The 24877-nt window shown below is 68.4% G+C and carries 26 protein-coding genes; 15 read left to right on the top strand and 11 right to left on the bottom strand.

Going from position 1 to position 24877, the window contains the following annotated elements; translation table 11 throughout:
- Positions 1-27: 27 nt before the first annotated feature.
- From RJ1_RS22675 to RJ1_RS22665, 3 genes are read right to left on the bottom strand one after another with little or no spacing between them, the layout of a single operon-like run.
- Complete coding sequence (locus RJ1_RS22675; RefSeq protein ID WP_073364172.1) at positions 28-864, bottom strand: mycofactocin-coupled SDR family oxidoreductase; 837 nt, start codon at positions 862-864, stop codon at positions 28-30.
- A 23-nt stretch (positions 865-887) separates the two neighbouring features.
- Positions 888-1631 carry an SDR family NAD(P)-dependent oxidoreductase gene (locus RJ1_RS22670; RefSeq protein ID WP_073364170.1) on the bottom strand — a complete coding sequence of 248 codons (744 nt, stop codon included), beginning with the start codon at positions 1629-1631 and terminating at the stop codon, positions 888-890.
- Positions 1632-1656: 25 nt separating this feature from the next.
- Positions 1657-2592 (bottom strand): 3-oxoacyl-ACP reductase, encoded by a 936-nt coding sequence (locus RJ1_RS22665; protein ID WP_073364169.1) that lies wholly within the window; start codon positions 2590-2592, stop codon positions 1657-1659.
- A gap of 240 nt (positions 2593-2832) precedes the next feature.
- Between RJ1_RS22665 and RJ1_RS22660 the strand changes: the two genes are divergently transcribed.
- The gene (locus RJ1_RS22660) at positions 2833-4296 is read left to right on the top strand and encodes an MFS transporter (RefSeq protein WP_073364167.1); all 1464 of its coding nucleotides are present in this window, start codon (positions 2833-2835) and stop codon (positions 4294-4296) included.
- 63 nt (positions 4297-4359) lie between these two features.
- Here the strand turns inward: RJ1_RS22660 and RJ1_RS22655 are convergent, their stop codons facing one another.
- Together RJ1_RS22655 and RJ1_RS22650 are read right to left on the bottom strand one after the other, a co-directional pair.
- Entirely contained in the window at positions 4360-4842 is a 483-nt protein-coding gene (locus RJ1_RS22655; protein WP_073364165.1) for a nuclear transport factor 2 family protein, read from the bottom strand.
- The gene (locus RJ1_RS22650) at positions 4839-5735 is read right to left on the bottom strand and encodes a TIGR03619 family F420-dependent LLM class oxidoreductase (protein ID WP_073364164.1); all 897 of its coding nucleotides are present in this window, start codon (positions 5733-5735) and stop codon (positions 4839-4841) included. The genes RJ1_RS22655 and RJ1_RS22650 overlap by 4 nt, the downstream gene beginning before the upstream one ends.
- A 202-nt stretch (positions 5736-5937) precedes the next feature.
- On the opposite strand from RJ1_RS22650, the gene RJ1_RS22645 reads away from it, so the two are divergent.
- The gene (locus RJ1_RS22645) at positions 5938-6831 is read left to right on the top strand and encodes an IclR family transcriptional regulator (RefSeq protein WP_073364162.1); all 894 of its coding nucleotides are present in this window, start codon (positions 5938-5940) and stop codon (positions 6829-6831) included.
- Between the two features lie 33 nt (positions 6832-6864).
- Here the strand turns inward: RJ1_RS22645 and RJ1_RS22640 are convergent, their stop codons facing one another.
- On the bottom strand, positions 6865-7401 hold the full coding sequence (locus tag RJ1_RS22640) for a flavin reductase family protein (protein WP_073364156.1): 537 nt from the start codon (positions 7399-7401) through the stop codon (positions 6865-6867).
- A gap of 197 nt (positions 7402-7598) precedes the next feature.
- On the opposite strand from RJ1_RS22640, the gene RJ1_RS22635 reads away from it, so the two are divergent.
- The 12 genes from RJ1_RS22635 to RJ1_RS22580 all read left to right on the top strand — a co-directional run bounded on the left by RJ1_RS22635 (position 7599) and on the right by RJ1_RS22580 (position 19344).
- The gene (locus RJ1_RS22635) at positions 7599-8474 is read left to right on the top strand and encodes an alpha/beta fold hydrolase (protein WP_073364155.1); all 876 of its coding nucleotides are present in this window, start codon (positions 7599-7601) and stop codon (positions 8472-8474) included.
- Complete coding sequence (locus RJ1_RS22630; RefSeq protein WP_073364153.1) at positions 8471-10183, top strand: FAD-binding protein; 1713 nt, start codon at positions 8471-8473, stop codon at positions 10181-10183. The genes RJ1_RS22635 and RJ1_RS22630 overlap by 4 nt, the downstream gene beginning before the upstream one ends.
- Positions 10183-10968, top strand: a complete 786-nt coding sequence (locus tag RJ1_RS22625) for a 2-keto-4-pentenoate hydratase (RefSeq protein WP_073364152.1) — start codon at positions 10183-10185, stop codon at positions 10966-10968. Before RJ1_RS22630 ends, RJ1_RS22625 begins: the two co-directional genes overlap by 1 nt.
- Positions 10969-10976: 8 nt before the next feature.
- The gene (locus tag RJ1_RS22620; protein WP_205415419.1) at positions 10977-11882 is read left to right on the top strand and encodes an acetaldehyde dehydrogenase (acetylating); all 906 of its coding nucleotides are present in this window, start codon (positions 10977-10979) and stop codon (positions 11880-11882) included.
- A 35-nt stretch (positions 11883-11917) separates the two neighbouring features.
- Entirely contained in the window at positions 11918-12976 is a 1059-nt protein-coding gene (dmpG, locus tag RJ1_RS22615; RefSeq protein WP_073364149.1) for a 4-hydroxy-2-oxovalerate aldolase, read from the top strand.
- A gap of 40 nt (positions 12977-13016) precedes the next feature.
- Positions 13017-14195, top strand: coding sequence for an acyl-CoA dehydrogenase family protein (locus RJ1_RS22610; protein ID WP_073364147.1), 1179 nt, complete (start codon positions 13017-13019; stop codon positions 14193-14195).
- An 87-nt stretch (positions 14196-14282) separates the two neighbouring features.
- Positions 14283-15194 carry a biphenyl-2,3-diol 1,2-dioxygenase gene (bphC, locus tag RJ1_RS22605; protein WP_073364145.1) on the top strand — a complete coding sequence of 304 codons (912 nt, stop codon included), beginning with the start codon at positions 14283-14285 and terminating at the stop codon, positions 15192-15194.
- Positions 15191-16345 carry an alpha/beta hydrolase family protein gene (locus tag RJ1_RS22600; protein ID WP_073364144.1) on the top strand — a complete coding sequence of 385 codons (1155 nt, stop codon included), beginning with the start codon at positions 15191-15193 and terminating at the stop codon, positions 16343-16345. The genes bphC and RJ1_RS22600 overlap by 4 nt, the downstream gene beginning before the upstream one ends.
- Positions 16346-16413: 68 nt before the next feature.
- Positions 16414-16800 carry a hypothetical protein gene (locus tag RJ1_RS22595; protein WP_073364180.1) on the top strand — a complete coding sequence of 129 codons (387 nt, stop codon included), beginning with the start codon at positions 16414-16416 and terminating at the stop codon, positions 16798-16800.
- 3 nt (positions 16801-16803) lie between these two features.
- Positions 16804-17877, top strand: coding sequence for a PEP/pyruvate-binding domain-containing protein (locus RJ1_RS22590; RefSeq protein ID WP_073364142.1), 1074 nt, complete (start codon positions 16804-16806; stop codon positions 17875-17877).
- Positions 17877-18476, top strand: coding sequence for a hypothetical protein (locus tag RJ1_RS22585; RefSeq protein WP_073364141.1), 600 nt, complete (start codon positions 17877-17879; stop codon positions 18474-18476). The genes RJ1_RS22590 and RJ1_RS22585 overlap by 1 nt, the downstream gene beginning before the upstream one ends.
- A gap of 19 nt (positions 18477-18495) precedes the next feature.
- Positions 18496-19344 (top strand): DUF427 domain-containing protein, encoded by an 849-nt coding sequence (locus tag RJ1_RS22580; RefSeq protein WP_073364139.1) that lies wholly within the window; start codon positions 18496-18498, stop codon positions 19342-19344.
- Here the strand turns inward: RJ1_RS22580 and RJ1_RS22575 are convergent.
- The gene (locus tag RJ1_RS22575) at positions 19341-20573 is read right to left on the bottom strand and encodes a low temperature requirement protein A (protein WP_073364138.1); all 1233 of its coding nucleotides are present in this window, start codon (positions 20571-20573) and stop codon (positions 19341-19343) included. The genes RJ1_RS22580 and RJ1_RS22575 overlap by 4 nt on opposite strands.
- A gap of 70 nt (positions 20574-20643) precedes the next feature.
- On the bottom strand, positions 20644-21459 hold the full coding sequence (locus RJ1_RS22570) for an alpha/beta hydrolase (protein ID WP_073364136.1): 816 nt from the start codon (positions 21457-21459) through the stop codon (positions 20644-20646).
- Positions 21460-21691: 232 nt separating this feature from the next.
- Between RJ1_RS22570 and RJ1_RS22565 the strand changes: the two genes are divergently transcribed.
- Positions 21692-22480, top strand: a complete 789-nt coding sequence (locus RJ1_RS22565; protein ID WP_073364135.1) for an SDR family NAD(P)-dependent oxidoreductase — start codon at positions 21692-21694, stop codon at positions 22478-22480.
- Between the two features lie 9 nt (positions 22481-22489).
- On the opposite strand, the gene RJ1_RS22560 is transcribed toward RJ1_RS22565, so the two are convergent.
- From RJ1_RS22560 to RJ1_RS22550, 3 genes are read right to left on the bottom strand one after another with little or no spacing between them, the layout of a single operon-like run.
- The gene (locus RJ1_RS22560; protein WP_073364133.1) at positions 22490-23281 is read right to left on the bottom strand and encodes an SDR family NAD(P)-dependent oxidoreductase; all 792 of its coding nucleotides are present in this window, start codon (positions 23279-23281) and stop codon (positions 22490-22492) included.
- Between the two features lie 39 nt (positions 23282-23320).
- Positions 23321-23575 (bottom strand): hypothetical protein, encoded by a 255-nt coding sequence (locus RJ1_RS22555; protein WP_073364132.1) that lies wholly within the window; start codon positions 23573-23575, stop codon positions 23321-23323.
- Positions 23553-24716: a 3-ketosteroid-9-alpha-monooxygenase, oxygenase component gene (locus tag RJ1_RS22550; RefSeq protein ID WP_073364130.1), complete on the bottom strand. Its 1164-nt coding sequence runs from the start codon at positions 24714-24716 to the stop codon at positions 23553-23555. Before RJ1_RS22550 ends, RJ1_RS22555 begins: the two co-directional genes overlap by 23 nt.
- Positions 24717-24877 lie beyond the last annotated feature (161 nt).

Raw genomic sequence — 24877 nt, 5'->3', positions numbered from 1 at the left:
CCCACGTTAACAAGTACTCACGGGGCGTCAGCCAGTCACCCGCGCGGCATTGCCCGCATCGACGGGCAGCACGGTGCCGCTGATGTGTGCGCTGCCCTCCGCGGCGAAGAACAGCACCACCCGGGTGATCTCGAAAGCGTCCAACCACGCGACGGGCTGGGCGTGCAGGCTGCGGAACACCGGTTCCACATCGTCCGCGCCGGGCGCTTCGAGGTCGGGCCGCATCATCCGGTAGAGGGCGTCGTTGTGAATCATCGGTGTCGAGATGTTGCCCGGTGCAATCGCATTCACGGTGATCCCGTGCGGGGCGAGGTCGAGCGCGGCGCTCTTGGTGAGCCCGATGACGCCCCACTTCGACGCACCGTACGCGGCCATGTTGGTGTTGCCGGCCCGGCCCAGCATCGACGAGATGGTGACGATGCGCCCGTAACCGCGCCAGATCATCCCGGGCGCCACCGCTCCGACGGTGTTGAAGACGCCGGTGAGGTTGGAACCGATCGCCTCCGACCACTGCTCCTGCGTGAGCGACTGCACCGGGGCGGCCACCGAGACCCCCGCATTCGCGACCGCGATGTCGATCCGCCCGAATTCGGACTCGGCCTCGGCGACCAGTGCGTCCATCGCGCCGCGATCGGCCGTGTCCGCCTTGGCGGTGAGGCACCGGCGGCCGGTGGCGCGGACCAGTTCGGCGGTCTCGTCGAGATCGGCCGCGGTGGCCAGGGGGTAGTTCACCGCCGGGCTGTCCTCGCAGCGGTCGCACAGAACTATGTCTGCTCCGCGTTCGGCCAGCGCGACCGCGTGGCTGCGGCCCTGGCCGCGGGCGCCTCCGGTGATCAGGGCGACTCGGCCCTCGAAGCCTTCCATCGTTGTTCTCCTGTCCGGGCGGATCAGCGCAGCTTGATGCTGCCGCCGTCCGCCATCAAAGTCTGTCCGGTCATGTACCGGGAATCGTCGGAGGCGAGGAACACCGCGACGGGCGCGATGTCCGTCTCGGGATCGCCGATGCGCTGGAGCGGGACCTTCGCGACGGCGGCGGCGGCGCGTTCGGGGAATTTCTCCTGCCAGGCGAGGACGCCCTCGGTCGCGGCGAACGGGCAGATCACGTTGACCCTGATCTGATCGGCCGCCCACTCGTTGGCCGCCACGCGGCTGACCCCGCGGATCGCCTCCTTCGCGGCGGCGTACGACGTCTGGGTGGGCATTCCGTCGAGGCCGGACCCGGACGCGAAGTTGATCACCGAACCCTTCGCCGCCTTCAGCTGCTGGTAGCACGCCTGCATCAGGTGCACCACGGGATAGAACCCGGTCTGGAAGGAGAGGTCGAACATCTCCTGGGTCTGGTCGACGAGCAGTGCCTGGCGCGACGCGTGCGCGTTGTTGATGAGGACGTCCACGGATCCGAACGCGTCGACGGCGGCGTCCCGGATCTGCTCGGCGGATTCGCGCCGGGAGATGTCGACCTTCAGGAAGCGGGCGGTCGCTCCCAGGTCCCTCTCGAGGTCCTTGCCTCGTCCGTCGTCGATGTCGACGAACAGGACGTTCGCGCCCTCGCGGACGAACACGGTCGTGATCGCCCGTCCGATTCCGCCGGCGCCGCCGGTCACGATCGCCGTCTTTCCGTGCAGCCTCATCCTGTGCTCCTTCTGCGAGTGTGGCTCAGACACCGGCCGTGTCGCCGGTCGCCAGCGCGACCTTCTCCAATTCTGCGACGCTGAACGCGGCGTAGTTCTCGTACGGTCCGCGGCCGGCGAAATAGGGCGTGAGGAGGCCGTCGAGCTCCTCCGGGGTGAATTCGGAACCCGCTGCGTCGAAACGGTTCTCGACCTTCGGCGCCTCCATCAAAGCGACCATCTTCCCGTACACGACGAAGACCTGGCCGTTGATTTCGTCGGACGCGGGCGAGGACAGGTAGTGGACGAGGGTGGCGACCCGTTCGGGGGACAGGGGGTCGAGTCCTGCATCGGCCGTGTTCTCGCCGAAGGCGTCGGCCGTCATGGCAGTCCTCCCTCGCGGGCAGATCGCGTTGGCCCGTACTCCGTAGCGGGACAGTCCCTGTGCGGTCGACAGCGTGAGTGCGGTGATCCCCGCCTTCGCGGCCGAGTAGTTGGGCTGTCCCGCCGACCCGAACAGGAATGCCTCCGACGACGTGTTGACGACCCGCCCGTACACCGGACCTCCGGCGGCCTTGCTCGCCTCGCGCCAGTGCACGGCCGCGGCGCGTGACGTGGCGGCGTGCCCCTTGAGGTGGACGCGGATGACGTCGTCCCAGTCGGATTCGGAGAGGTTGAAAATCATCTTGTCGCGCAGGATTCCGGCGTTGTTGACGAGGATGTCCATCGATCCGAAGGTGCTGACGGCCTCGTGCACGAGGCGTTCGCCCAGCGCCCAGTCGGACACGTCGCCGGTCACTGAGGTTGCCCGGCCGCCTGCCGCCGTGATCTCCGCGGCCACCTCGTGTGCGCCGTCGCCTATGTCGTTGACGACGACCGCCGCACCGGCGGCCGCGAGCGCGAGGGCCTCGGCCCGGCCGAGACCTGCGCCGGCACCGGTGACGACGGCGGTGCGTCCGGCGAGGTTGAGTGATTCCTTCATGGGGGCTCCTGTCGAGAAAATTAGATTTCATTCTAGTTGTATCGCATGAACTACTGATCAGTCACTACATGAGCGGTATCTAGTGCAGGAATGTTTTCTAATTACGGTGTCGCTTAGTCCTCGGAGGCACCGGCTGCGGGCAGGTCTCGGTGAGTGGGAACTGTGGTCGACGTCACTGGGCCGCATGTCAGGTTGGGCGTGCCGATCCTCACGAATCCCCCGGAGCCACATATGCATAACATGCCCCTGTCCCCAGGCGAGGCGGAGCGCGCACCGCTCTCGCGCCGCAAGTCGTTCGCCCTCCTGGCCCTGATCATCCTTCTGGTCGAAGTCATCCCGCTCGCCTACAACTTCGTCACCCCGGCGCTGCCGGAGATCGCGAAACACTTCGGCACCGCGAACGTCGGCTGGGTGATCACGATCGTCACCCTCATGCTCGCCGCCTCGACACCCCTCGTCGGCAAACTCGGCGACATCTACGGCAAGAAGCGGATGATGCTCGTGTCCGCGGCGGTGTTCGGCGCCGGATCATTACTCGGCGCGCTGGCCCCCAACTTCGAACTCTTCCTCGTCGGGCGCGGACTCCAGGGTGCGGGCATGGCGATCCTCGTCCTCGCCTACGGATTGATCCGCGACGTCATGCCGCCGGCGATCATCCCGGTGGCGGTCGGCTTCGTCGCGACGGGCATGGGCGCCAGCACCATCCTCGGTCCGATCATCGGCGGCTACCTCATCGACCACTTCGGCTACACCGGGGTGTTCTGGGCGCAACTCATTCACGTGGCGGTCGTCGGGATCGCGGTCGCGATCTTCGTTCCCGAGACCACCCTGCGCACCAAGTCGAAGCTCGACGTGCTCGGCGCGGTCATCCTCGGCCTCGGCGCCTTCGTGCTGCTGTTCGGCATCGGCAAGGCCACCGCGTGGGGGTACACGGCACCGCAAACGCTTCTCTGCGTGGGCGGCGGTCTCGCCATCCTCGCTGCTTGGCTGGTGTACGAGCGCACGCCGAAGGAACCGCTCATCGATCTGCAGATGCTGAAGCACGGGCCCGTCGCGAAAACCCTGGCGGCCAGCGGTTTCGTCCAATTCGTGCTGGTCAGCCATTCGATGCTCATCCCGATGTTCGTGATGACCGATCCCGACCTCGGTCTCGGCTACGGATTCGGTGTCACCGCCCTCGCCGTGGCGATCTACACCGTCCCCACGGGCGTCGTGTCGATGATCGCCGGCCCGGTCGGAGGGTATTTCACCCGACGCATCGGCCCCGCGCCGGTTCTGGTGTTCGGCGGCGCCTGCCTCTCGCTCGGTTCGGTCCTGCTCGCCACCCTGCACGACTCGACGGCCCAGATGATGTTCGGGCAGTTGGTGATCGGCCTCGGCCTCGGTTCCGCGTCGGCGACGCTGCCGAACCTCATCATGCGCACCGTGCCCGCGCAGACGCAGGGCATCGCCGGCGGGATGCTCAACCTGTCGGGCTCGCTGGGCAGCGCGATCGGCAGCCAGGTGATGATCGCGATCGTCGCGATCCCCGGTGTCGTGCTGGTGGGCCGCGCCGCACAGTACTCGGAGAAGGGCTTCGTCTACGCCTTCTGCACGCTGGCCGTCGCCGGACTGCTGGCCGCGGTGATGGGACTTCTGCTTACCCGCAACAAGATCGACCGCCCCGCCGACGTGGCGGCGCCGAAGACAGAGATGGTCGCCTGACCTTTACGCCGACGACACGAGGCCCGCAGCAGTGCGGGCCTCGTGTCGTGCGATGGAACGCTCTCAGGCGCGTACACCCTCGGCGAGCAGGGTGCGCGCCTCCTCGCGGCCGTCGAGCAGCCGATTGATCCGGCGGGTCACCTTCCACTCGTCGTCGATCTTGGCGAGTTCCCACCGGTTCGCCGTGATCCGGTGGACCCGGAACCCGTTGTCGTCGTGAATGATCAACTGCGACTTGCAGGTGGCCACGGCGGTGTCACCGTCGACTCGTACGTGCCCGGGCTCGAGCATGTGCGCGCAGCCGCCGCCGATCCATCCCTGATGAGCCTCCGACTGCACCATCGCAGTGATCGCGGCATGCCCGCGCATCACCCCGGTGTCGACGTCGTACACGCCGTCCTCGGTCCACAGCCGCGCGACCGCGTCGGCGGAACCGCTGTCGATGGCGGGACCGTAGGCGGTCATCAGTTCGAGGATGGCGAGTTTGTCCTCGAGCGCGCTTACGCGTGCGACGAGTGTGCGGACGAGTTCTTCGGTGCCGGTCACGGGCGGATCCTGTCTTCGGTGGGGGTGCGGAACGCGAGTCCGAGTTGGTCGCCGAGCTGCCGGAGGGCGTCCAGTTGCTCGCAGTAGTGGGACGCGCTCGTGGACGCGAGGGTGGCGCTGACGACGGTGGTGCCGGCGTCGCGGCGTCGTTCGAGGGCGCGCGCCACGGTGTCGCGGGAGCCGATCGGATCGAGCGGTGCTCCCGCGCTGAGGACCACCTCGAAATTCTCGGGGAGTTCGACCTTGCCGAGTAGAGCGCACAGCTCGTCGAGGGAGAGACCGAACGGCACCCACCCGTCGCCGAGTGTCGCGGCGCGGCGCAGCGACCGCAGGGTTCGCCCGCCGACCCACAACGGGACTCGCGGCTGGACGGCATGCGGTTCGACGACGACGGCATCGAAGTCGTAGAACGTGCCGTGGTACTCGGGCCGCGACCGCGACAGTGAGGCACGCAGCGCCGCGAGGGCGTCGTCGGCGCGGGCACCGCGGTCGTCGAAGTGGGCGCCGAGCAGGTCGAATTCCTCGCGCAGGCTGCCCACGCCCAGCCCCAGCACGAGCCGGCCGCCGCTGACGACGTCGAGCGTGCCGTACCGCTTGGCGATCTCCAGCGGATGGTGGTACCCGAGTACCAGAACCTGCGTGGCCAGGCGGATGCCGGTGGTGTGGGCGGCAAGGAACCCGAGGGTCGCGAGCGGGTCCCAGTAGGTGCCGCCGCGCTCGACGGCGACGTCGGTGGGCACAGCGACATGCTCGCTGCAGGTGAGGTGGTGATAGCCGAGGCGGTCGGCGGTCCGGGCGATCGCGGTCAACTCCGCGATTCCGGCGCCGAGTTCCCAGTCGGCGCGGACGGAGGGGTGCGCGATGACGATGGGCGGCGCGATTCCTATGTGCATCTGTGGGTGACTCCGCTGTCGGGGATCGGTGTGTGGTCACCGTTGTACTCGAGGTACCCGACGGCTGCGCGGGTATTCCCGGTGACCGGACGCGGTGGTTGTCCGATTTCTTCCCAGCGGCGCGGACGGCTGTTAGTATTTTAAGAATTCATTTCAATTTTCGTCGGACGTATGCGTGTGACCAGGATATTTGGAGGCGTCGATGACTGTCGTCGATTCGGATGATGCACTGTCGGTACCCGCTGCGAAGAAGGATCTGCCCCCGTCGATGGTCGAGCGGATGACACTGATCCTCGACGCGTTCGACGGCCGCACGTCGCGTCTGACCCTCGAGGAGGTCGCGTGCCGCACCCGCCTGCCGCGGTCCACCGTGCACCGCATCCTCGACCAGCTCGTCCGCCTCGACTGGGTCGATCACGCGAGCTTCGGTTACTGCCTCGGACGGCGCGCGATGGGGCTCGGCGGCGGCGACAACGGACACAGCCAGGTCCGGGCGGCCGCGGCGCCGCTGCTACACGAGCTGCACATGCAGACCGGAATGGTGGTGCACCTCGCCGTCCTCGACGGCGCGGAGAGCGTGTACCTGGACAAGGTGGGCGGGCGGATGGCCGCCACCCTGCCGTCCCGGGTGGGTGGGCGTGTCCCCGCCTACACGACTGCGGGCGGCAAGGCGATGCTCGCGTGGGTCGACCCGGAACAGGTCGACGGCATGTACGGGCCGCGGCTCAACCGGAGCACGGACCGCACGATCACCGAGCTGTCCACACTGCACCAGGAGCTCAACCGGATTCGGCAGCGCCGCGGTCTCGCGTTCGAGCGCGGTGAAGCGGTACGCGGAATCGGCTGCGTCGGTGTCGCGGTCCGCAGCGCCGACGGACCGGTGGCCGGCATCTCGCTGTGCGGGGACGCGCGCACCGTCCAGCTCGAACGGGTCGCCCCGCTCGTCGTCGACGCCGCCCGGGAGGTCACCCGGACGTTGCACCCCGAACTGGGCACCCCCCGTCGCGGCCGCAGGACCGCGGAGATCCCCGACAGCTCGTGGTCCACGGAGACCCTCGACCAGCTCCTCGCCGTGCAGTCGGGTCAATGGCTCTAGCGCCCGTGCGTGGTTGACGAGTCTCCGGACTCGCTACGCGCGCACGGGTCGCGAAGCGGCACCGAGGCCGAAACCGCCCCGGAAGAACACCATCGGACGCTCCTCGCACACCGACTCGAGTTCGAGAACGCGTCCAATCACGACGTCGTGATCGCCGGCGGTGTGCACCGACTGCACGTCCGCGTGCACGCGCAGCAGGACCCCGGGCAGCGACGGCGTCGACCACCGGGACGACTCCCAGGACAGTCCGTCGAACTTGGTGCCCCGGCTCGAGCCGAAGCGTAAGCACAGGTCCGTCTGGTCCTCGCGCAACACGTTGATCGTGAACCGCCCCGACCGGCGGATGCGCGGCCATGCCCGACCGCGGTGATCGGCGCAGAACAGGATCAGCGGCGGCTCGAGCGACACCGACGCGAACGACTGACACGTGAACCCCACCGGACCGTCCGAATCGAGCCCGGTCACCACCGTGACCCCGCTGGCGAATTGGCCGAGGGCGCGGCGCATCTCGTCGGGTGAGGGTGCGTCCGCGCGTGTTCCGGGCCGGGCCTCGGCCGGTTCGGGTGACATCAGACCGCCTCCGATTGCTCTTGCGTCGCCGACCGATTCGACGACTCCACCGAGGCTAGGGACACCCCGAAACGGTCACGAGATGCCGTCTCGGTCAGTGGAAGTCCGGGGGCCGGGGGCCGCCCTGGCCGGGTGATGTCTCGCTGACCGGGATCGCTCCTGTCCGAGTCGCGGACGCGCTGGCAACGTGATCGACCATGACGACTGACTCGAGTTACGAGGGCACCCTGAAGGAGCTGAAGACCGACCTCGGCGTGCTTCGCTACCACGAGGCCGGCGACGGCCCGCCGCTTCTGCTGCTGCACGGCTCCGGCCCCGGCGTGACGGGATGGCGCAACTTCCGCGGCAACCTCGGCGTCTTCGCCGAGCACTTCCGCACCTTCATCCTGGAGTTCCCGGGATTCGGGGTCAGCGACGACTTCGGCGGTCATCCGATGCTCACCGCCGGCGACGCGGTACTCCGCTTCCTCGACGGGCTCGGACTCGACGAGGTCGCGGTACTCGGAAACTCGATGGGCGGCATCGTCGCCACCCAGTTCGCCATCGCGCACCCCGACCGGGTGAGCAAGCTGATCACCATCGGCGGCATCGGCAAGAACCTCTTCAGCCCCGGCCCCGGTGAGGGCATCAACCTCCTGATGGAGTTCACGGACGACCCCACACGCGAACGGCTGATCGAGTGGCTGCACTCCATGGTGTTCGACCCGGCCATGGTCACGGAGGAGCTGATCGAGGAACGCTGGACGCAGGCCACCGATCCCGGCACTCTCGCCAGCGCCCGCAAGATGTACAGCAAGGCGGCGTTCGAGGCCGGCACCCGGGCCGCACTCGAGTCCGACGCGACCCCGTACTGGGCTCAGCTGCACAAGGTGAAGGCGCCGACACTGCTCACGTGGGGTCGCGACGACAGGGTCAGCCCGATGGACATGGCGATCATCCCGATGCGGTTGATCCCCAAGGCGGAACTGCACGTGTTCCCCAACTGCGGACACTGGGCAATGATCGAGCAGAAGACGGCGTTCGAGAGTGCCGTCCTCGCGTTCCTCCTCCGCAAGGACGGCAGCGGACGATGAGCGGCACCGAAGAAACCTTCGACACCACAGTCGATTTCCTCGTCGTCGGCAGCGGTGGCGGCGGCATGGCCGCGGCGATCACCGCCGCCCACCGGGGCATCGACACCCTCGTCATCGACAAGGGCGCGACATTCGGCGGATCCACCGCCATCTCCGGAGGCGGAATCTGGATCCCCAACGCGCCGACACTGCGGGAGAAGGGTGTGGTCGACTCCCGGGAATCGATCCGCCGCTACCTCGACATCATCACCGAGGGCACCGTTCCCGCCGACCGCCTCGACGCGTTCGTCGACAAGGGTCCCGAGCTGATGGAACTCCTGGGCCGCAGCCCGCACATGAAGCTCTACTGGGTGAAGGGCTACTCCGACTACCACCCGGAATACGAGGGCGGCCGCCCGCTGGGGCGCACCATCGAATGCACGCCGTTCGACACCCGGGCGCTGAAGGAGGACGAGCAGTTCCAGCGTCCGAACAGCATGAAGGGCCCGCTGGGACTGTGGGTCACGTCCAAGGACTATCACGACCTCGCCATGGTCAAGCGCACCTGGAAGGGACGGAAGGCGTCACTGGTGGCGGCCTGGCGGGTGGCGTCCAACGTGATCCGCCGGCGCCACATGGCCACCGGTGGACGCGCACTCGTGGCACGGATGCGCATGGTCCTCCAGGATGCCGGGGTGCCACTGTGGCTGAAGACGGCGATGACGGAACTGATCGTCGACGGAACCGGCGCGGTCGTGGGCGTGCTCGCCGAGCGTGACGGGCAGACGATCCGGATCGGCGCGCGTCGCGGTGTGCTGCTCGCGACCGGCGGCTTCGACCACAACCAGGACATGCGCGCGAAGTACCTGCCCAAACACGGCGTCCCGGACGTCAGCGCCGGCGCCCGGGAGAACACCGGCGACGGCATCGTCGCGGGCCAGAAGCTCGGCGCAGCAGTCGACCTCATGGACGACGCCTGGTGGATGCCGTCGGTGTTCCACCCGATGGGCGCCGTGATCCCGCTCGTGTCGGAGCGGTGCATTCCGCCGTCGGTGATCGTCGACGGCCGGGGCGAGCGCTTCACCAACGAGTCGTCGCCGTACGTGAACTTCGTGCACGACCAACTGAGCGGCGGACACGTCCCCGCGTGGTTCGTGATGGACGGCAAGGCGAAGTCGCGGTACCCGTTCGCGCAGGTACTGCCGGGTGTGCCGTTCCCGCAGGGGTTCTACGACTCCGGGGTGGTGCACAAGGCGGACACGCTGCGCGACCTCGCGGACGCGATCGGCGTCAAGGCCGACACCCTCGTCGCGACCATCGACCGGTTCAACGGATTCGCCCGCACCGGCAAGGACGAGGACTTCGGTCGCGGCGACAGCGCCTACGACCGTTACTACGGCGACCCGACGATGAAGAACCCGTGCCTCGACGAGATCACGCAGGGACCGTTCTACGCGATCCGCTGCGAGGCCGGCGACCTGGGCACCAAGGGTGGTCTCGTCACCGACGCCGACGCGCGGGTGCTCCGTGAGGACGGTTCCGTCATCGACGGCCTGTACGCCACCGGCAACACGTCGGCGTCGGTGATGGGCAACGAATACGCCGGCGCCGGCGCGACCATCGGTCCCGCGATGGTGTTCGGCTACATCGCCGCGCAGCACGTCGCCCACGTGAGTGGCAATGCGTCCCCGGACACACGACACCACTCACGTGCGGGAGAGGTGGCGTGATGCTGAGCGATGCGCAACGACTGTCCGCCGCCCACCTCCTGCGGAACGCCGAACGGGACCGCGCGCCGATCGACCCGCTGACCACTGTGTTTCCGGACATTGACGTCGTCGACGCGTACGAGATCGCGCTGCTGAACATCCGCGAGCGACTGGCCGCGGGGGAGACGGTGTACGGCCACAAGGTCGGCCTGTCGTCCGAGGTCATGCAGAAGATGATGGGCGTCGACGAGCCCGACTACGGACATCTGCTGTCGAGCATGGTGTACGCGGAGGGGACCCCGATCGACGCCGCGCAGTTCTGCTACCCGCGCATCGAGGTGGAGATCGGGTACGTCCTCGGCGCGACGCTACCGGGCGAGGGGTGCGCCGAGGCGGACGTACTCGCGGCCACCGAATACATCGTTCCCAGTATCGAACTGATCGACTCCCGCATCACGGACTGGAAGATCGGGCTCGCCGACACGATCGCCGACAACGCGTCGTCGGCCGGCGTGATCCTCGGCGCCGGACGTGTGGAACCGTCGAAGGTCGACATCGGTGGAATCTCCGCGGTGCTCTTCCAGGGCGACGAGGAGATCGCACGGGGCGAGGCGTCGGCTGTGCTCGGCAACCCCACGAAGGCCGTGGCCTGGCTGGCGCGGAAGGTCGCGAGTTTCGGGGTGCGACTGGAGGCCGGTCACGTGATCCTGCCCGGTTCGTGCACCCGCGCAATCGACGCCCGACCCGGTGACGTGTTCCGCGCCGACTTCAGTGACATCGGTTCCGTATCAGTAGAATTCAAGTAAAGGCGACAATTGTGACCAAGGCTCTCGCCGCGATCGTCGGATCCGGCAACATCGGCACCGACCTCCTGTACAAGCTTCTCCGCTCGGAGATCATCGAACCGCGCTGGATGATCGGCGTCGACCCCGAGAGCGAGGGACTCCGACGCGCCGCCGACCGGGGCGTGATCGCCAGCGCCGAGGGCGTCGACTGGCTGCTCGCCCAGGACGAGCGTCCCGACATCGTGTTCGAGGCCACGTCCGCGTACGTGCACCGGGCGAACGCCCCCCGCTACCGGGAACTCGGCATCCAGGCCGTCGACCTCACCCCGGCCGCGCTCGGACCGGCCGTCGTGCCCGCCGTGAACATGGGTGAGCACCGGACCGCACCGAACGTCAACCTCATCACGTGCGGCGGCCAGGCGACCATCCCCATGGTCCACGCCGTCTCCCGGATCACCGACGTGGCGTACGCCGAGATCGTCGCCAGCGTGGCGTCGCCGTCGGCCGGTCCCGGCACCCGCGCGAACATCGACGAGTTCACGATCACCACGAGCCGCGGCATCGAGACGATCGGCGGGGCGAAGAAGGGCAAGGCGATCATCATCCTGAACCCGGCCGAACCGCCGATGTTCATGAAGGACACCGTGTTCTGCTCCATCCCCGCCGACGCCGACCGGGACGCGATCACCGCGTCCATCCACGACGTCGCGGCGTCCGTGCAGGCGTACGTCCCCGGCTACCGGTTGCGCGCCGAACCGCAGTTCGACGACCCGACGCCGATCAGCGGCGGACTCGCACGGGTCGGCATCTTCCTCGAGGTCGAGGGCGCCGGCGACTTCCTGCCGCCGTACTCCGGCAACCTCGACATCATGACCGCCGCCGCCACCAAGGTCGGCGAGAGCTTCGCGACGCAGATCCTCGGCGCAAGCGTCTGAGCGCGTCCGCCCACTCACTCTTCGAAGGAATACCGATGCCCTACAGTGCTGATCTCGACATCCGGGTGACGGATTCGTCGCTGCGCGACGGCTCCCACGCCAAGCGACACCAGTTCACCGTCGAACACGTCCGCTCCATCGTCGGGGCGCTCGACGCCGCCGGGGTTCCGGTCATCGAGGTCACCCACGGCGACGGACTCGGCGGTTCCTCGTTCAACTACGGCTTCAGCCACACCCCGGAGCAGGAGCTGATCAAGGCCGCCGTGGAGACCGCGGAACGGGCGAAGATCGCGTTCCTCATGCTCCCCGGTCTGGGTGTGCAATCCGACATCCGCGAGGCCGCGGACAACGGCGCGAGCATCTGCCGCATCGCCACGCACTGCACCGAAGCCGACATCTCCGTGCAGCATTTCGGGCTCGCCCGCGACCTCGGGCTGGAGACGGTCGGGTTCCTCATGATGTCGCACAGCCAACCCCCCGAGGTGCTCGCGCAGCAGGCCCGGATCATGGCCGACGCCGGCTGCCAGTGCGTCTACGTGGTCGACTCGGCCGGGGCGCTGATCATGAACGCCGTCAGCGACCGTGTGTCCGCGCTGGTAGCCGAACTCGGCGACGACGCACAGGTCGGCTTCCACGGTCACGAGAACCTCGGCCTCGGCGTCGCCAACTCGGTGCTCGCCGTCGAAGCCGGCGCCCTGCAGATCGACGGCTCCACCCGGCGTTTCGGTGCCGGCGCGGGCAACACCCCGGTCGAGGCGTTCGCCGCCGTCACCGAGAAACTCGGAATCCGGACGGGCATCGACACTCTGAAGATCATCGACGCCGCCGAGGACGTCGTCCGGCCGATCATGGACGGCGACTGCCTGCTCGACCGGCTGTCGCTGACGATGGGCTACGCGGGGGTGTACTCCAGTTTCCTCAAGCACGCCGACTCGCACGCCCGCAGGTACGGCGTGTCCGGTGCGGAGATCCTCATCGAGGCCGGCCGGCGCAAGCTGGTCGGTGGTCAGGAGGACCAGCTGATCGAGATCGCCCTCGGCCTCGCGGACCGGCAGTCCGCGGAAACCGCAGTGGCCGAGAAGAAGTCCGCCTAGGCGTTTCGCCGGGCACCCACACCAGAAAGCCGAGATCATCATGGGCCAGGTTCTTGACAGGATCGAACAGTACGCGGACGAGATCCGCGCGGAAGGCGCCGAAGGCGACAAGTTGATGCGCCTGTCGGACACGTCCGCGAAAAGGTTGCGCGACTCCGGCGTGATGCGGATGCTGCAGCCCAAGGAATACGGCGGCTACGAATCCCACCCGCGCGAGTTCGCGGAGACCGCGATGGGCATCGGCGCCATCGACGGGGCCGCGGGCTGGGTCAGCGGCATCGTCGGCGTCCACCCGTGGGAACTGGCGTTCTTCGACCGCACAGCGCAGGACGAGGTGTGGGGCGAGGACTCCGACATGTGGATGGCTTCGCCGTACGCGCCGATGGGGGTCGCGACGCCCGTCGACGGCGGGTACGTCCTCAAGGGTCGGTGGTCGTTCTCGTCGGGCACCGACCACTGCGGGTGGATTATGATCGGCGCCGCGGTCGGCGACCGGGACGGCAACCGGGTGATGCCCCCGAAGATCCTGCACGTGCTGCTCCCGCGCTCGGACTACGACATCGACCAGGACAGCTGGAACGTCGTCGGGTTGCGGGGCACGGGGTCGAAGGACCTGATCGTGAAGGACGCGTTCATCCCGCAGCACCGGACCCTGCAGGCCGACAAGGTGTTCGACGGGTCCGCGCCGAAGGAGTTCGGACGCACCCAGACGCTCTACAACTTCCCGTTCTCGTGCATCTTCCCGCTCGGCATCACGTCCTCGCTCATCGGCATCGCCGAGGGTGCACTGGCCTGCCACCTGAACGCGCAACGCGAACGCATCACCGTCTCCGGCACCGCGATCAAGGAAGACCCGTACGTGCTGTTCGCGATCGGCGAGGCGGCTGCGGAAATCGCGGCGTCCCGCGCAGCGATCCTGGAGACGGTCGACCGGTTCTGGGACATGACCGAGAAGGGCCAGGAGGTGTCGTTCGAACTGCGGTCGATCGGTCGTCGCACCCAGACGGCCGCCGCCTGGCGGGTGGTCCGCGCCGTGGACGAGATCTTCGCCCGCTCCGGTGGCGGTGCGCTGCAACTGAAGACACCCATGCAGCGGTTCTGGCGCGACGTCCACGCCGGCCTCTCGCATGCCATCCACGTGCCCGGATCGATCTTCCACTCCTCGGCTCTGACCCAGCTCGGCGGCGAACCCCAGGGCATCCACCGCTCGATGATCTAGGCGCTCCGCGCCCGTGCGCCTTTTTGGTAGTTCCAGCTACCAGAAAGGCGCACGGGTGGCGGAGCCGCCTCCAGGAAAGGACTTCACATGACCGACATTCGAGGGCTCGGCTACCTGCGGATCCAGACGAAGGACGTGCCACGCTGGCGTGAGCTGGTGGTGGACGGGCTGGGCATGGCCGTGGGTTCCGGCCCCGAGCCCGGCGGCCTGTATCTGCGCGTCGACGAGCGACGGTCGCGGCTGATCGTCCTGCCGGGCGACACGGACACGGCGCTCGCCGTGGGGTGGGAGGTGCGCGACCAGTTCGCCCTCCAGTGGGTGCGGGAGCAGGTGGAGAAGTCGGGTGTCGCGGTCGACGTCCTGTCGGAGGAGGAGTCGCGCTACCGGGACGCCGAGCAGGTGATCGCGTTCGACGATCCGTCCGGCACCCGGGTGGAGGTGTTCTTCGGGCCGGTACTCGACCACAGTCCGGTCGTCACCCCGCACGGCGGCCGCTTCGTCACCGGTGCGCAGGGGCTGGGCCACGTCGTCCTGCCGACGCCGGCGTTCGAGGAGGCCTACACGTTCTACACCGAGGTGCTGGGCTTCCTGCCCCGCGGCGCGATCCGGCTCGGACCGGCCGATGCCCCGGGACCGGCCCGCCGTGTGCGGTTCATGGGTGTCAACCAGCGTCATCACAGTCTCGCGCTGTGCCCCGCACCGCACAGCGGCGAACCCGGGATGGTGCACCTGATGACGGAGGTCGACACGCTCGACGCCGTCGGCCAGGCACTCGACCGGCTCGGCAAGCTCGGCTTCTCGATCTCGTCGACGCTCGGCCGCCACACGAACGACCGCATGGTGTCGTTCTACGTGCGTGCCCCCGGCGGCTGGGACCTCGAGTTCGGCACCGAGGGCATACTCGTCGACGAGAGGCACTACACCGCAGAGGAAATCACGGCGGACAGCTACTGGGGCCACGACTGGTCGGGTTCCGAGCCGCTGGCGGCGTTCTCGTGACGACCTCGCGTGCCCGGATCGGTGCGGTAGCCGCGCTCGTGCTCCTCGGCGGCACTGCCTGTTCCACCGCGGCCTCCGAGACTGCCACCGAACCGGCCGCAGTCCGTCCTGGCCAACTGCTGTCGACCCGGTCCGTCGACGACGGTCCGGCACTGCCGAGTGCCGCGCGGAACGAGGTGATCACCTACGCGTCGCAGGACGGCAACGGCGAGCCGGTCGTGGTGTCGGGCACCGTGTCTATTCCCCGCACACCGGCGCCCGAGGGCGGGTACCCGGTGATCAGCTGGGCGCACGGCACCACGGGAGTCGCGGACGCCTGCGCCCCGTCCGCGGATTTCGCCGGCGGCCCCGCACACGGCTATCTCTCCGGGGTGAACGCCTCCCTCGACGACTGGGTCGCGAAGGGATACGCGGTGGTGAGCACCGACTATCAGGGTCTGGGCACGCCGGGCATCCATCCGTACATCAACGGCGACACCGAGGCGAACGCCGTCGTCGACATCGTCCGCGCCGCCCGTGCGATGGATCCGGCCGTCGGCTCGACGTGGTTCGTGATCGGTCACAGCCAGGGCGGGCAGGCGGCGCTGTTCACCGCGGAACAGGCGGGGGAGCGTGCCCCGGAACTGGAACTCGGTGGTGCCGTGGCGATCGCCCCCGGCAACGGACTCGACCAGACGCCGCAGTACTTCCGCTCGGGTGTTCCCGGTATCGAGGCGGCCGAGGCGTTCCTGCCGCTGATACTGCTCGGCGCGCAGGCCGCGGACCCCGCCATCGACGCGGCGGCGTTGCTGACGGAGCAGGCGCAACCGCTGCTGACGGCGGCGCGGACGGGGTGTATCGACGACATCCGGAAGGTGCCGCCCGTGAGCGCCGGTCAGGTCTTCCGTCCCGACGCCGACCTGGGGCCGTTGACCGACTACCTGGTGCGGCAGGAGCCGTCGAAGGTCCACGTGCAGGTCCCGACGCTGGTCGCGCAGAGTTCCGGCGACCTGGTGGTGAGCAAACCGTCGACGGATCTGATGGTGAAGACGCTGCAGGACAACGGGAACGAGCTCACGTACCGGACGTACGAGGGCGTCGATCACCGCGGGACGATCGGCGCGTCGCAGCAGGACGCGCAGGATTTCGTCGCCGGGATCCTCGCTCGCTGAGGATGCCGCGACAGCACGAATATCAACAGAATGTTGACAACACACTGTTGATGACGTGGAGTGGTCGGGTGACCACCGACGATCGGACCCGCGCGGCCGAACTCGACCAGGCGCGTACGACGATGAACGAGGCCGGTGCGTCGCGGCTCGCGCGGCGCCCGTGGGAGCACACCGGGCAGCCACCTTCGGACACCGACCTCGTGAGGTTCGCGGCATGGATCTGCCGCGACGCGCAGGGTACGGACCCGTCGGTTGTCTCGGCCGGGCTGCGGCTGCTGTCGTCCGCTCGTGTCGAGCTCGACCAGATCGAGGCCGGTCTGCTGTTCGCTGCCCGGGGCAGTGGGATGACCTGGCCACACATCGCGGAGGCGCTCGGGCTGGGTTCGGCGCAGGCTGCCCAGCAGCGCCTGAACCGGGTCCTTGCCAGGGCCGGCGACCGCGGCGCGGAGGCCTGAGCAGTGCCGATCGTCCCCCTGCCGGACGCGTCGGAGCGTTGCGGTGCCAAGGCCCGCAACCTCGGCCGGCTGCTGCGTGCCGGATTCCGGGTGCCCGACGGATTCGTGATACCCGACCCGCTCGGCGATCCCGGTTGGGAGCGGGAGATCGACATCGGTCTGCGCCGTCTCGGGCCCGGTCCGTTCGCGGTGCGCTCGTCCGCCCTCGCGGAGGACGGCGTCGAGTGCTCGTTCGCCGGACAGCTGACCACGACGCTCGGGACCACCAGCGCCGAGGTGATCGAGGCGGTGCATCGCAGCGCCGCGTCGGGCTCCTCGCCCGAAGCCGTCGCCTACGCGGCTCGCACCGATCGGGAAGCCCCCGCGTCGGTCGGGGTGATCGTGCAGGTGATGGTGCAACCCGAGACGGCCGGAGTCATGTTCACCCGGCACCCGGTCACCGGTACCGAGCAGGTGGTGATCGAGGCTGCGCGGGGCCTGGGTGGCACTGTCGTGGCCGGGACCGTGACTCCGGAGGCGTACCTGGTCGACGGTGCGCATGTGCAGGTCGCCCGGCACCGCGGCGGGCAACTGCTGACCACTGCCCAGGCCCTCGCCCTCGCGGCGCTGGGTCGCGATATCGAGAGCCTGTTCGGCCGCCCGCAGGACATCGAGTGGGCGATCGCCGGCGACGAGATCCGGGTCCTGCAGGCCCGCCCGATCACGACCGCTCCCACCGCCGCGCCGCCAGTGCGAGCCACGTCGGGCGACGTTCTGCTGACAGGCGTCGCAGCCAGCCCGGGCACTGCCGTCGGGCCTGCGCGGATCATCGGCAGCCTGGACGACTTCGCCCGCTTTCGTCCGGACGACGTGCTGGTCTGCCGTACGACCTCGCCGGCGTGGACCCCGCTGCTGGCCCGCGCGTGCGCGGTGGTCACCGAGACGGGCGGGATGCTCGCGCACGCCGCGATCGTGGCCCGCGAATTCGGCATCCCGGCAGTCCTGGCGGCGCCGGGGGCCATGACCATCCTGACCGAGGGCCGGCTGGTCCGCGTCGACGGCACCCACGGGCACGTCGGCACCGCGGGGAGGAACTGATGTCGCACCGCACACCGACGGACATCCTGGTGCTGCATGCCGTGCGGGTCCTGGGCTACGCCGAGACGGCACGCGTCGCCGCCCGGTTCGCCGTGCCTGCCGAGATCGCCGCGGAGCACCTGCTCGATGCCCAGGCGCGGGGGTGGGTCAGCCACAGCGCGTTTGCCGGTGACAGCGGCTGGTCCCTCACCGAAACCGGGAAAATGCAGGGCGAGCGACTGCTCGCCGCCGAACTCGACCGGTGCGGCACCCGCGCCGTGGTAGAGCGGGTCCACCGGGACTTCCTGCCGCACAACGTCACCGTGGCGGACGCGTGCACCGCCTGGCAGCTGGCCGAGATCGGCATCGGCGAGGACACCGTCACCATCGGCGAGACGATCACGCGCCTGGCGTCGGCCGCGCACGCCCTGGCCGAGCTCGAGGCGCGTCTGGTCGCGGAGATGGACCGGTTCGCCGGCTACCACCTGCGGTTCGCGTACGCCCTCGAACGGGCGGGCACGGATCCGGCCTGGATCACCGCGACCGACCGCGACTCCTGCCACCGCGTCTGGTTCGAGTTGCACGAGGACCTCATCGCCTCCCTCGGCCTGGTGCGATAACCGGCCTAGTCTCGAAGTCATGGGTGTGCGACTGCGGGAGACCATCGGACGGCAGTTGCGTGAGCTGCGCTACGAGCCGACGGCGAAGCGGATCCGTGCCGTGCTGAACGGAACCACGGTGGTCGACAGCGACCGTGCGGTCCTGGTCTGGGAACCGCGGCGGGTGGTCCCGACCTATGCGGTGCCCGCGGACGACATCGCCGCGGAGTTGGTGCCGCAGCCACCGAGCGGGGAGAAGCAGGAGGCGGCCGGCGACGTCGGTTTCGCCCTGCCGGACGTGACGACGATGCCGGTACTCGATCCGCGTGTGCCGTTCTCGGTGCACAGCACGGACGGCGAGACCGTTGCCATCCGCACCGCCGGCGACGGTGCGCGATCCGCCCTGGGTTTCCGGCCGGCCGACGAGGACCTGAGCGGCTACGTCGTACTCGATTTCGACGGCTTCGACCGGTGGCTGGAGGAGGACGACGAGATCGTCGGGCATCCGCACGACCCGTTCCAGCGCATCGACGTCCGACGCACCTCCCGGCACGTCCGCGTGATGCTGGGCGACACCGTGCTGGCCGAGACCCGGAGGGCGAGAATGCTGTTCGAGACGATGCTGCCGGTCCGCTACTACCTCCCGCCCGAAGATGTCGTCGCCGAACTCCGACCGAGTGCGACGACGACGTTCTGCGCCTACAAGGGCGAGGCCGCGTACTGGTCCGCCGTCACCCCCGACGGGGTTCTGCACGACATCGCGTGGCGGTACGACAATCCGCTCGTCGATGCGACCGAAGTTCGTGGGCTACTCGCCTTCTTCGACGAGCGGATCGACCTGGTGATCGACGGTGTGGCCCGGTCGCGTCCGGTGACCCCCTGGTCCTAATCCCCGCGGGCACCGGTGTCTGCGCGCCCGAGGACGACCTCGAGCGCACGGGCCTCGTGGGCGTGCCCGAGCAGTTCGTATCCGACAACCGTGACGACCGGTGCCAGCATCACCACGATCAGACACCACGCCATCGACACGCCCTGCGCCGCCAGCACCAGTGCGAGGGCGATCGTGGCCGCGGTCAGGACGAGCAGCAGGACGTGGAACGGGTCGGGCACCCGCAGCAGATACGTGTACAGCAGGTACACGGCTGCGAGGAAGATCGCGACGGGCACGGCGACGGAGAGCACCGTCGCCGTCGCGCCGATGTGGGAGGCGTGTTCGATGTAATACGCAGCCACGTGCAGCCCTGCCCCCACGCCGGCGAGCGACGCGAAGATCACGATGTGGCTGTAACCCCAGACGAACGACCGGCTGCGGTACACCTCGAGGACCTCCGCCGACGGCAGGGTGTAGTACACCCACCACAATCCGAAGGTGAGTCCGATGCCGGCGACCGCGACGAGCATTGCATCGAGCGTCCAACCCTGATGCTCGACCACGGCGGACAGTGATGCCACGGTGCCGATCACGCCCTCGCCGAGTGTGATGATCACGAGCAGGCCGTGACGCTCGACGATGTGGCGTGCGTGCCAGGGTGTTCCGCCCTTGTACCGTTCGGCGACGACGGGGCTGCTCATCTCGACGAGGATGAGTACCGCGCCGAGGCCGAACGCGTACTCGACGGTGAGGGGCGCGATCAACAAGGCTACCCAGCCGATCTGCGCGAGGACGAGCGTCGTGGCGTACGTCAGCGCCGCCGGACGGTGCTCCGGATCGTGTCTGGCGGCGCGCAACCACTGGAACACCATGGCGACGCGCATGACGATGTACCCGGACACCATCACGGAATTGTCGAGTTCGACTCCGCGGTCGATGGACGCGAACATCTGGGGCATACCGAGCGCCAGGACGACGACGCCGATCATCTGCACCATCGTCGTGACCCGGTAGATCCAGTCGTCGGTGTCGTAGGCCGACGCGAACCAGGAGAAGTTGATCCAGGCCCAGATGATCGAGAACATCGCGAACGAGAATCCGGCCAGCCCGGCGGCGACGTGTCCCTCGGCGAGAAGGTGCGCGAACTGATCGCCCGCGACACCGAACGCGACGACGAACGTCAGATCGAAGAGCAACTCCAATGGCGTTGCCGCACGGTGTTCCTCGTTCGGATCGCGCCCGACCATCTTCTGGACGCGGTGGGCGAGGCTCCTGTTGTTCGGTGCCGGCCGGCCGGGCTCGTTCACGGCGAGGCCGTTACGGAGTCGCCTGGTCTGCCTGCACCACGAGGTCCGCGACGGCGGCGGGCTGGGACACCAGGACGGCGTGCGACGCGGACACTTCGGTGATCTGCGCTCCCGCCCGGGTGGCCATGAACCGCTCCGCGGCGGCCGGGATCACGCGGTCGTTCTGGGCTACCATCGCCCAGCTGGGTGTCGACGCCCACGACGGATCGCCCGACGGTTCGAGGTTCGCCACGAGCGCCGCCGACTTCTGGTGCGCGATCATGCCTGCGACGGTGGCGTCCGAGACGTCCTGGGCGAACACGTCGTGGAAGCGGCTGGGATCGATGTAGCCGTCGAGGTTTCTGCCTGCGATTCCGGTGGGATCGTTCTCGACGACCTTCACCTGCAGCACCGGCGGAAGCAACTGGCTGCCGGGGAACCGGATCGGGTCGAGGTTCAGCATGACCGGTTCGCCCTGCGCCGGGGCGAAGGCTGCCACGTAGACGAGGGCCTCGACGTTCGGGGAATGCACGTTGGTGATGACGGCACCGCCGTACGAGTGGCCGACGAGCACCACCGGTCCCGGGATGTCCGCGAGCACCTTCTCGATGGCGGCGGAGTCGTATGCCGGTCCGCGCAAGGGGTTGTCCGGGACCACGACTTCGTACCCTCGACCGCGCAGCTCCGACGCCACCGCGTCCCAGCTGGTCGTGTCGGCGAACGCACCGTGGACCAGTACCACCGTCGGCAGATCCTGGGCGAGGGCCGGTCCGGCCCCCACGGTCACCGTGCCTGCGACCGCGATGGCGCACGCGGCAAGGGCCGTTCGAAGTCGAAGAAGTCGCATCACTCGTCTCCCGAGTCAGGAAGGAACACAGTGGTTAGGGGTGAAGGGGCCTGCGCGCCAGGAACAGTCGTGCGACGAGAGACAGTGTCGTACGACGAGCGACGCCGTGGCCTGGCCCTTCGTGGCTGAGATTACTCGCCCGCAGCGCGGTCGGCATCATTTCGGCTAGCGTTGTCCGAGGGGGAAGTTTCGTTCGTGTGTGTACACGCTCCGCCGTCGTCAGGAGGAATCCATGGATCTCGCGCTGCGCGGTACCGTCGCCGTGGTCACCGGAGCGAGCAAGGGGATCGGTCTTGCCATCACCCGGGCCCTCGTCGCGGAGGGTGCCTTCGTGGTGGCGGGAGCCCGATCACCCGGCCCGGAACTGGAGGAACTCGTCCGCGGCGGAATGGTCGAGGCGGTGAGCGTCGACCTGTCGACGGCCGACGGACCGGGCGAACTCGTCGCCGCAGCCACTGCGCGTGGCAGCCTCGGCGTCGTCGTCGTCAACAACGTCGGCGCCGCGCACCCGCGGCTGACCGGTTTCCTCGACGTGACCGACGAGGACTGGATCACGACGATGAATCTCAACCTGCTGTCGGCGGTGCGGACGATCCGCGCCGCCCTGCCCACGATGATCGCCGCGGGCAAGGGAAGCATCGTGACCACGAGTTCGGTCAACAGCTTCCTGCCCGATCCCACCGTCATCGACTACAGCGCATCCAAGGCGGCGCTCACCAACTTCTCGAAGTCACTCTCGAAAGAGATGGGACCGTTGGGTATTCGGGTGAACACGGTCAGCCCCGGCCCGGTGTCGACCGCGCTGTGGCTCGGTGACGACGGGGTGGCCGCCACGGTGGCGCGCGCCGGCGGCGGCGATCCGGCGGCGGTGGCGGAGGGCGTCGCGAAGCAGTCCGTCACGGGCCGATTCACGCGCCCCGACGAGGTGGCGGATCTCGTCGTGTTCCTCGCGAGCGAGCGGGCCGGGAACGTGACGGGGTCCGATTTCGTGATCGACGGGGGACTCGTCACCACGCTCTGACGTTCGCGGCTAGCGGCGGCCCAGCAGCTTCTGCATTCCCTCGGCCGCGCCGCGCACGAGTGCGTCGCGAGGGAAACCGCTGCGCTTGCGTGCCGCGTCGTAGTTGCCGCCCGCCACCCACACCGGTCCGTCGGCGATGTGCGCGAGCCCCTCGCGGGCAACGTCTTCGGGTTCGGCGATGTTCATCCCGGGAAGGTCGAAGTTCAGTCCGGCGCGCACCATCGCCGGCGTGCGGGTGACCCCGAGTACGAGTTCGAGCACGTGGACCCCGAACGGTGCGAGTTCCAGCCAGAGGCTCTCCGCGAAGACCCGGCCGAACGCCTTGGACGCGGCGTAGATGCTCTGGTCCTCCGAACCCAGGTACCCGGCCAGCGAACCGACCAGCACGATGCCGCCCCGGCCGCGGTCCTTCATCTTCGCGCCGAAGTGATGCGACAGGTGCAGCTGAGACGTGATGTTGAGGTCGATGACGCCCTGGAACCCGGTGAGGTCGCCACTGACGAACTCGTGCCCGTAGCTGTTGGCGCCCGCGTTGAAGATCAGCAGGCCCACCTCGACGTCGTCGGTGGCGGCGCGGATCCGGTCGAGTGCGTCCGGATCGACGAGATCGAGGGCGAGTGTGCGGACCTCGATCCCGTGGGCGCGGACCTTGTCCGCGGTCTCCTCGAGCGGTCCGGGCTTGCGGGCGATCAGGACGAGGTTGATCCCCGCCCTGCCCAGTTCTTCGGCGAAGCTCGCGCCGACGCCCTCGGAGCTGCCCGCGATGACGGCCCAGGGGCCGTAGTGATCGGTGTCGATCATGATGTTTCCCTTCGAGAATCGTGCAGTGGCAGAGAAGTTTCAGGGGACGATGACGGGAGTCGGGACCGGATCGGGATCGCGCACCGGCACCACACCTGCCTCCGCCGCCCGGGCTATCGACACGGTCAGCGCCGCGCACCCCTCGCGGGGGGCGCCGGGCCGGCCCTCACCGGTGCCGCCGATCTCGCGGCACGTCGCGCGGGCGGTGTCGTCCCACTGGACGGACGTGTGTTCCCAGCTGTTCTTCTGGACCAGTACCCGCGCGCCGCACTCAGTGCACTGCAGCGGCTGCATCGGCTTCGCGCACCTTCCGGGCGAGATTCTCTTCCACTTCGCGCTTCCACGACTCCACGGGGCGGGTGGTGTCGAGTTCGAACTCGAACCGCTCGGTCATCTGCGGGGTCACCGCGGCGATGTCGACGTAGAACTGCTCGTACCAGCGTCGCAACTGGTAGACCGGGCCGTCCTCCTCGCACAGCAGCGGGTTCTCGATGCGGGTCTTGTTCTTCCAGATCTCGATGTCCTGTTCGAAACCCTTCGCGATGAACGTGCCGAAGTTCTTCGCCATCTCGGTGGCGGCGGCGCCTTCGAGTTCCGTCGACTTCTTGACGATGATGCCGTATTGCAGCACGAACCTGTCGGCGCTGACGGGGTAGTGGCAGTTGATCAGCACGGAGTCGACATCGTACGTCTCGTACCGGTACGTCAGGTCGTCGACCATGAACGACGGGCCGAAATAGGTGGCGTCCGAGCGGCTTCCGACCATCTTGGGCTGACCCGGCGCGTGTGGGCGCATGTCCTCGCGGGCCTGGCCGCGCATGAACTGGCTGGCGACGTGGCCCTCGAAGACATTCTTGAAATAGGTGGGGAACGAGAAGTGCACGTAGAAGAAGTGCGCCATGTCGACGATGTTGTCGACCACCTCACGGCAGTTGGTGTCGACCGTGGTCTGGTACCAGACCCAGTCCGTCCACTCGTCGTCGAGCGCGCCGTCGATCCGGGGAACCGTGACATCGGCCGGCGGGGGATTGCCCTCCGGGTCGTTCCACACGAACAACATCCCGTCCTGGTCGAGCGCGTGCCACGAGCGGGTCCGTGCGAGCGGCGGCACCCGCCGCGCGTACGGAATCTTTTTGCAGCGGCCGTTGCTTCCCCAGCGCCAGTCGTGGAACGGGCACGCCACCTCGTCGCCCTTGACCGTGCCCTGGCTGAGGTCGCCGCCCATGTGCCGGCAGTACCCGTCCAGTACGGCGAGATCGCCGGCACTGTCGGCGAACACGACGAGCTTGGTGCCGAAGGCTTCGACGGGGTGGGGCTTGCCGTCCTTGAAAGCGTCGGACAATCCGATGCAGTGCCATCCACGGGCGAATCGGGTGGGCGCTGCGCCGGCGTCGATTTCGCGTACCTCGACTGTCTCGGACTGTTGGGTGGTCACGATGCGTCCCGTCCTCTCCTGGGCTTGTGCGGTGCCCAGCACGCTAAGCGAGCGGCGACGGCCCCGGCCGTGCGGTCTCACTGGACGGGACCGGGCGTCGGACAGCGTTTCCCGTTGAGCGAGACGCATATCCACGCCTGCGCGGCGTCGCCCTACCCTCC

Source organism: Rhodococcus jostii NBRC 16295, assembly GCF_001894825.1.
Lineage (GTDB): Bacteria > Actinomycetota > Actinomycetes > Mycobacteriales > Mycobacteriaceae > Rhodococcus_F > Rhodococcus_F jostii.
Note: the sequence above shows the minus strand (reverse complement) of the source record. Positions and strands in the feature narration are given on the sequence as shown.

What these genes read in the sequence shown, in the direction of transcription:
- RJ1_RS22575 (WP_073364138.1), bottom strand. Translation starts at nt 20,573, where the DNA reads ATGGTCGGGCGCGATCCGAACGAGGAACACCGTGCGGCAACGCCATTG.
- RJ1_RS22585 (WP_073364141.1), top strand. Translation starts at nt 17,877, where the DNA reads ATGTCGCACCGCACACCGACGGACATCCTGGTGCTGCATGCCGTGCGG.
- RJ1_RS22580 (WP_073364139.1), top strand. Translation starts at nt 18,496, where the DNA reads ATGGGTGTGCGACTGCGGGAGACCATCGGACGGCAGTTGCGTGAGCTG.
- RJ1_RS22610 (WP_073364147.1), top strand. Translation starts at nt 13,017, where the DNA reads ATGGGCCAGGTTCTTGACAGGATCGAACAGTACGCGGACGAGATCCGC.
- RJ1_RS22665 (WP_073364169.1), bottom strand. Translation starts at nt 2,592, where the DNA reads ATGAAGGAATCACTCAACCTCGCCGGACGCACCGCCGTCGTCACCGGT.
- bphC (WP_073364145.1), top strand. Translation starts at nt 14,283, where the DNA reads ATGACCGACATTCGAGGGCTCGGCTACCTGCGGATCCAGACGAAGGAC.
- RJ1_RS22565 (WP_073364135.1), top strand. Translation starts at nt 21,692, where the DNA reads ATGGATCTCGCGCTGCGCGGTACCGTCGCCGTGGTCACCGGAGCGAGC.
- RJ1_RS22555 (WP_073364132.1), bottom strand. Translation starts at nt 23,575, where the DNA reads ATGCAGCCGCTGCAGTGCACTGAGTGCGGCGCGCGGGTACTGGTCCAG.
- RJ1_RS22670 (WP_073364170.1), bottom strand. Translation starts at nt 1,631, where the DNA reads ATGAGGCTGCACGGAAAGACGGCGATCGTGACCGGCGGCGCCGGCGGA.
- RJ1_RS22570 (WP_073364136.1), bottom strand. Translation starts at nt 21,459, where the DNA reads ATGCGACTTCTTCGACTTCGAACGGCCCTTGCCGCGTGCGCCATCGCG.
- RJ1_RS22675 (WP_073364172.1), bottom strand. Translation starts at nt 864, where the DNA reads ATGGAAGGCTTCGAGGGCCGAGTCGCCCTGATCACCGGAGGCGCCCGC.
- RJ1_RS22625 (WP_073364152.1), top strand. Translation starts at nt 10,183, where the DNA reads ATGCTGAGCGATGCGCAACGACTGTCCGCCGCCCACCTCCTGCGGAAC.
- RJ1_RS22650 (WP_073364164.1), bottom strand. Translation starts at nt 5,735, where the DNA reads ATGCACATAGGAATCGCGCCGCCCATCGTCATCGCGCACCCCTCCGTC.
- RJ1_RS22640 (WP_073364156.1), bottom strand. Translation starts at nt 7,401, where the DNA reads ATGTCACCCGAACCGGCCGAGGCCCGGCCCGGAACACGCGCGGACGCA.
- RJ1_RS22645 (WP_073364162.1), top strand. Translation starts at nt 5,938, where the DNA reads ATGACTGTCGTCGATTCGGATGATGCACTGTCGGTACCCGCTGCGAAG.
- RJ1_RS22660 (WP_073364167.1), top strand. Translation starts at nt 2,833, where the DNA reads ATGCCCCTGTCCCCAGGCGAGGCGGAGCGCGCACCGCTCTCGCGCCGC.
- RJ1_RS22635 (WP_073364155.1), top strand. Translation starts at nt 7,599, where the DNA reads ATGACGACTGACTCGAGTTACGAGGGCACCCTGAAGGAGCTGAAGACC.
- RJ1_RS22630 (WP_073364153.1), top strand. Translation starts at nt 8,471, where the DNA reads ATGAGCGGCACCGAAGAAACCTTCGACACCACAGTCGATTTCCTCGTC.
- RJ1_RS22560 (WP_073364133.1), bottom strand. Translation starts at nt 23,281, where the DNA reads ATGATCGACACCGATCACTACGGCCCCTGGGCCGTCATCGCGGGCAGC.
- dmpG (WP_073364149.1), top strand. Translation starts at nt 11,918, where the DNA reads ATGCCCTACAGTGCTGATCTCGACATCCGGGTGACGGATTCGTCGCTG.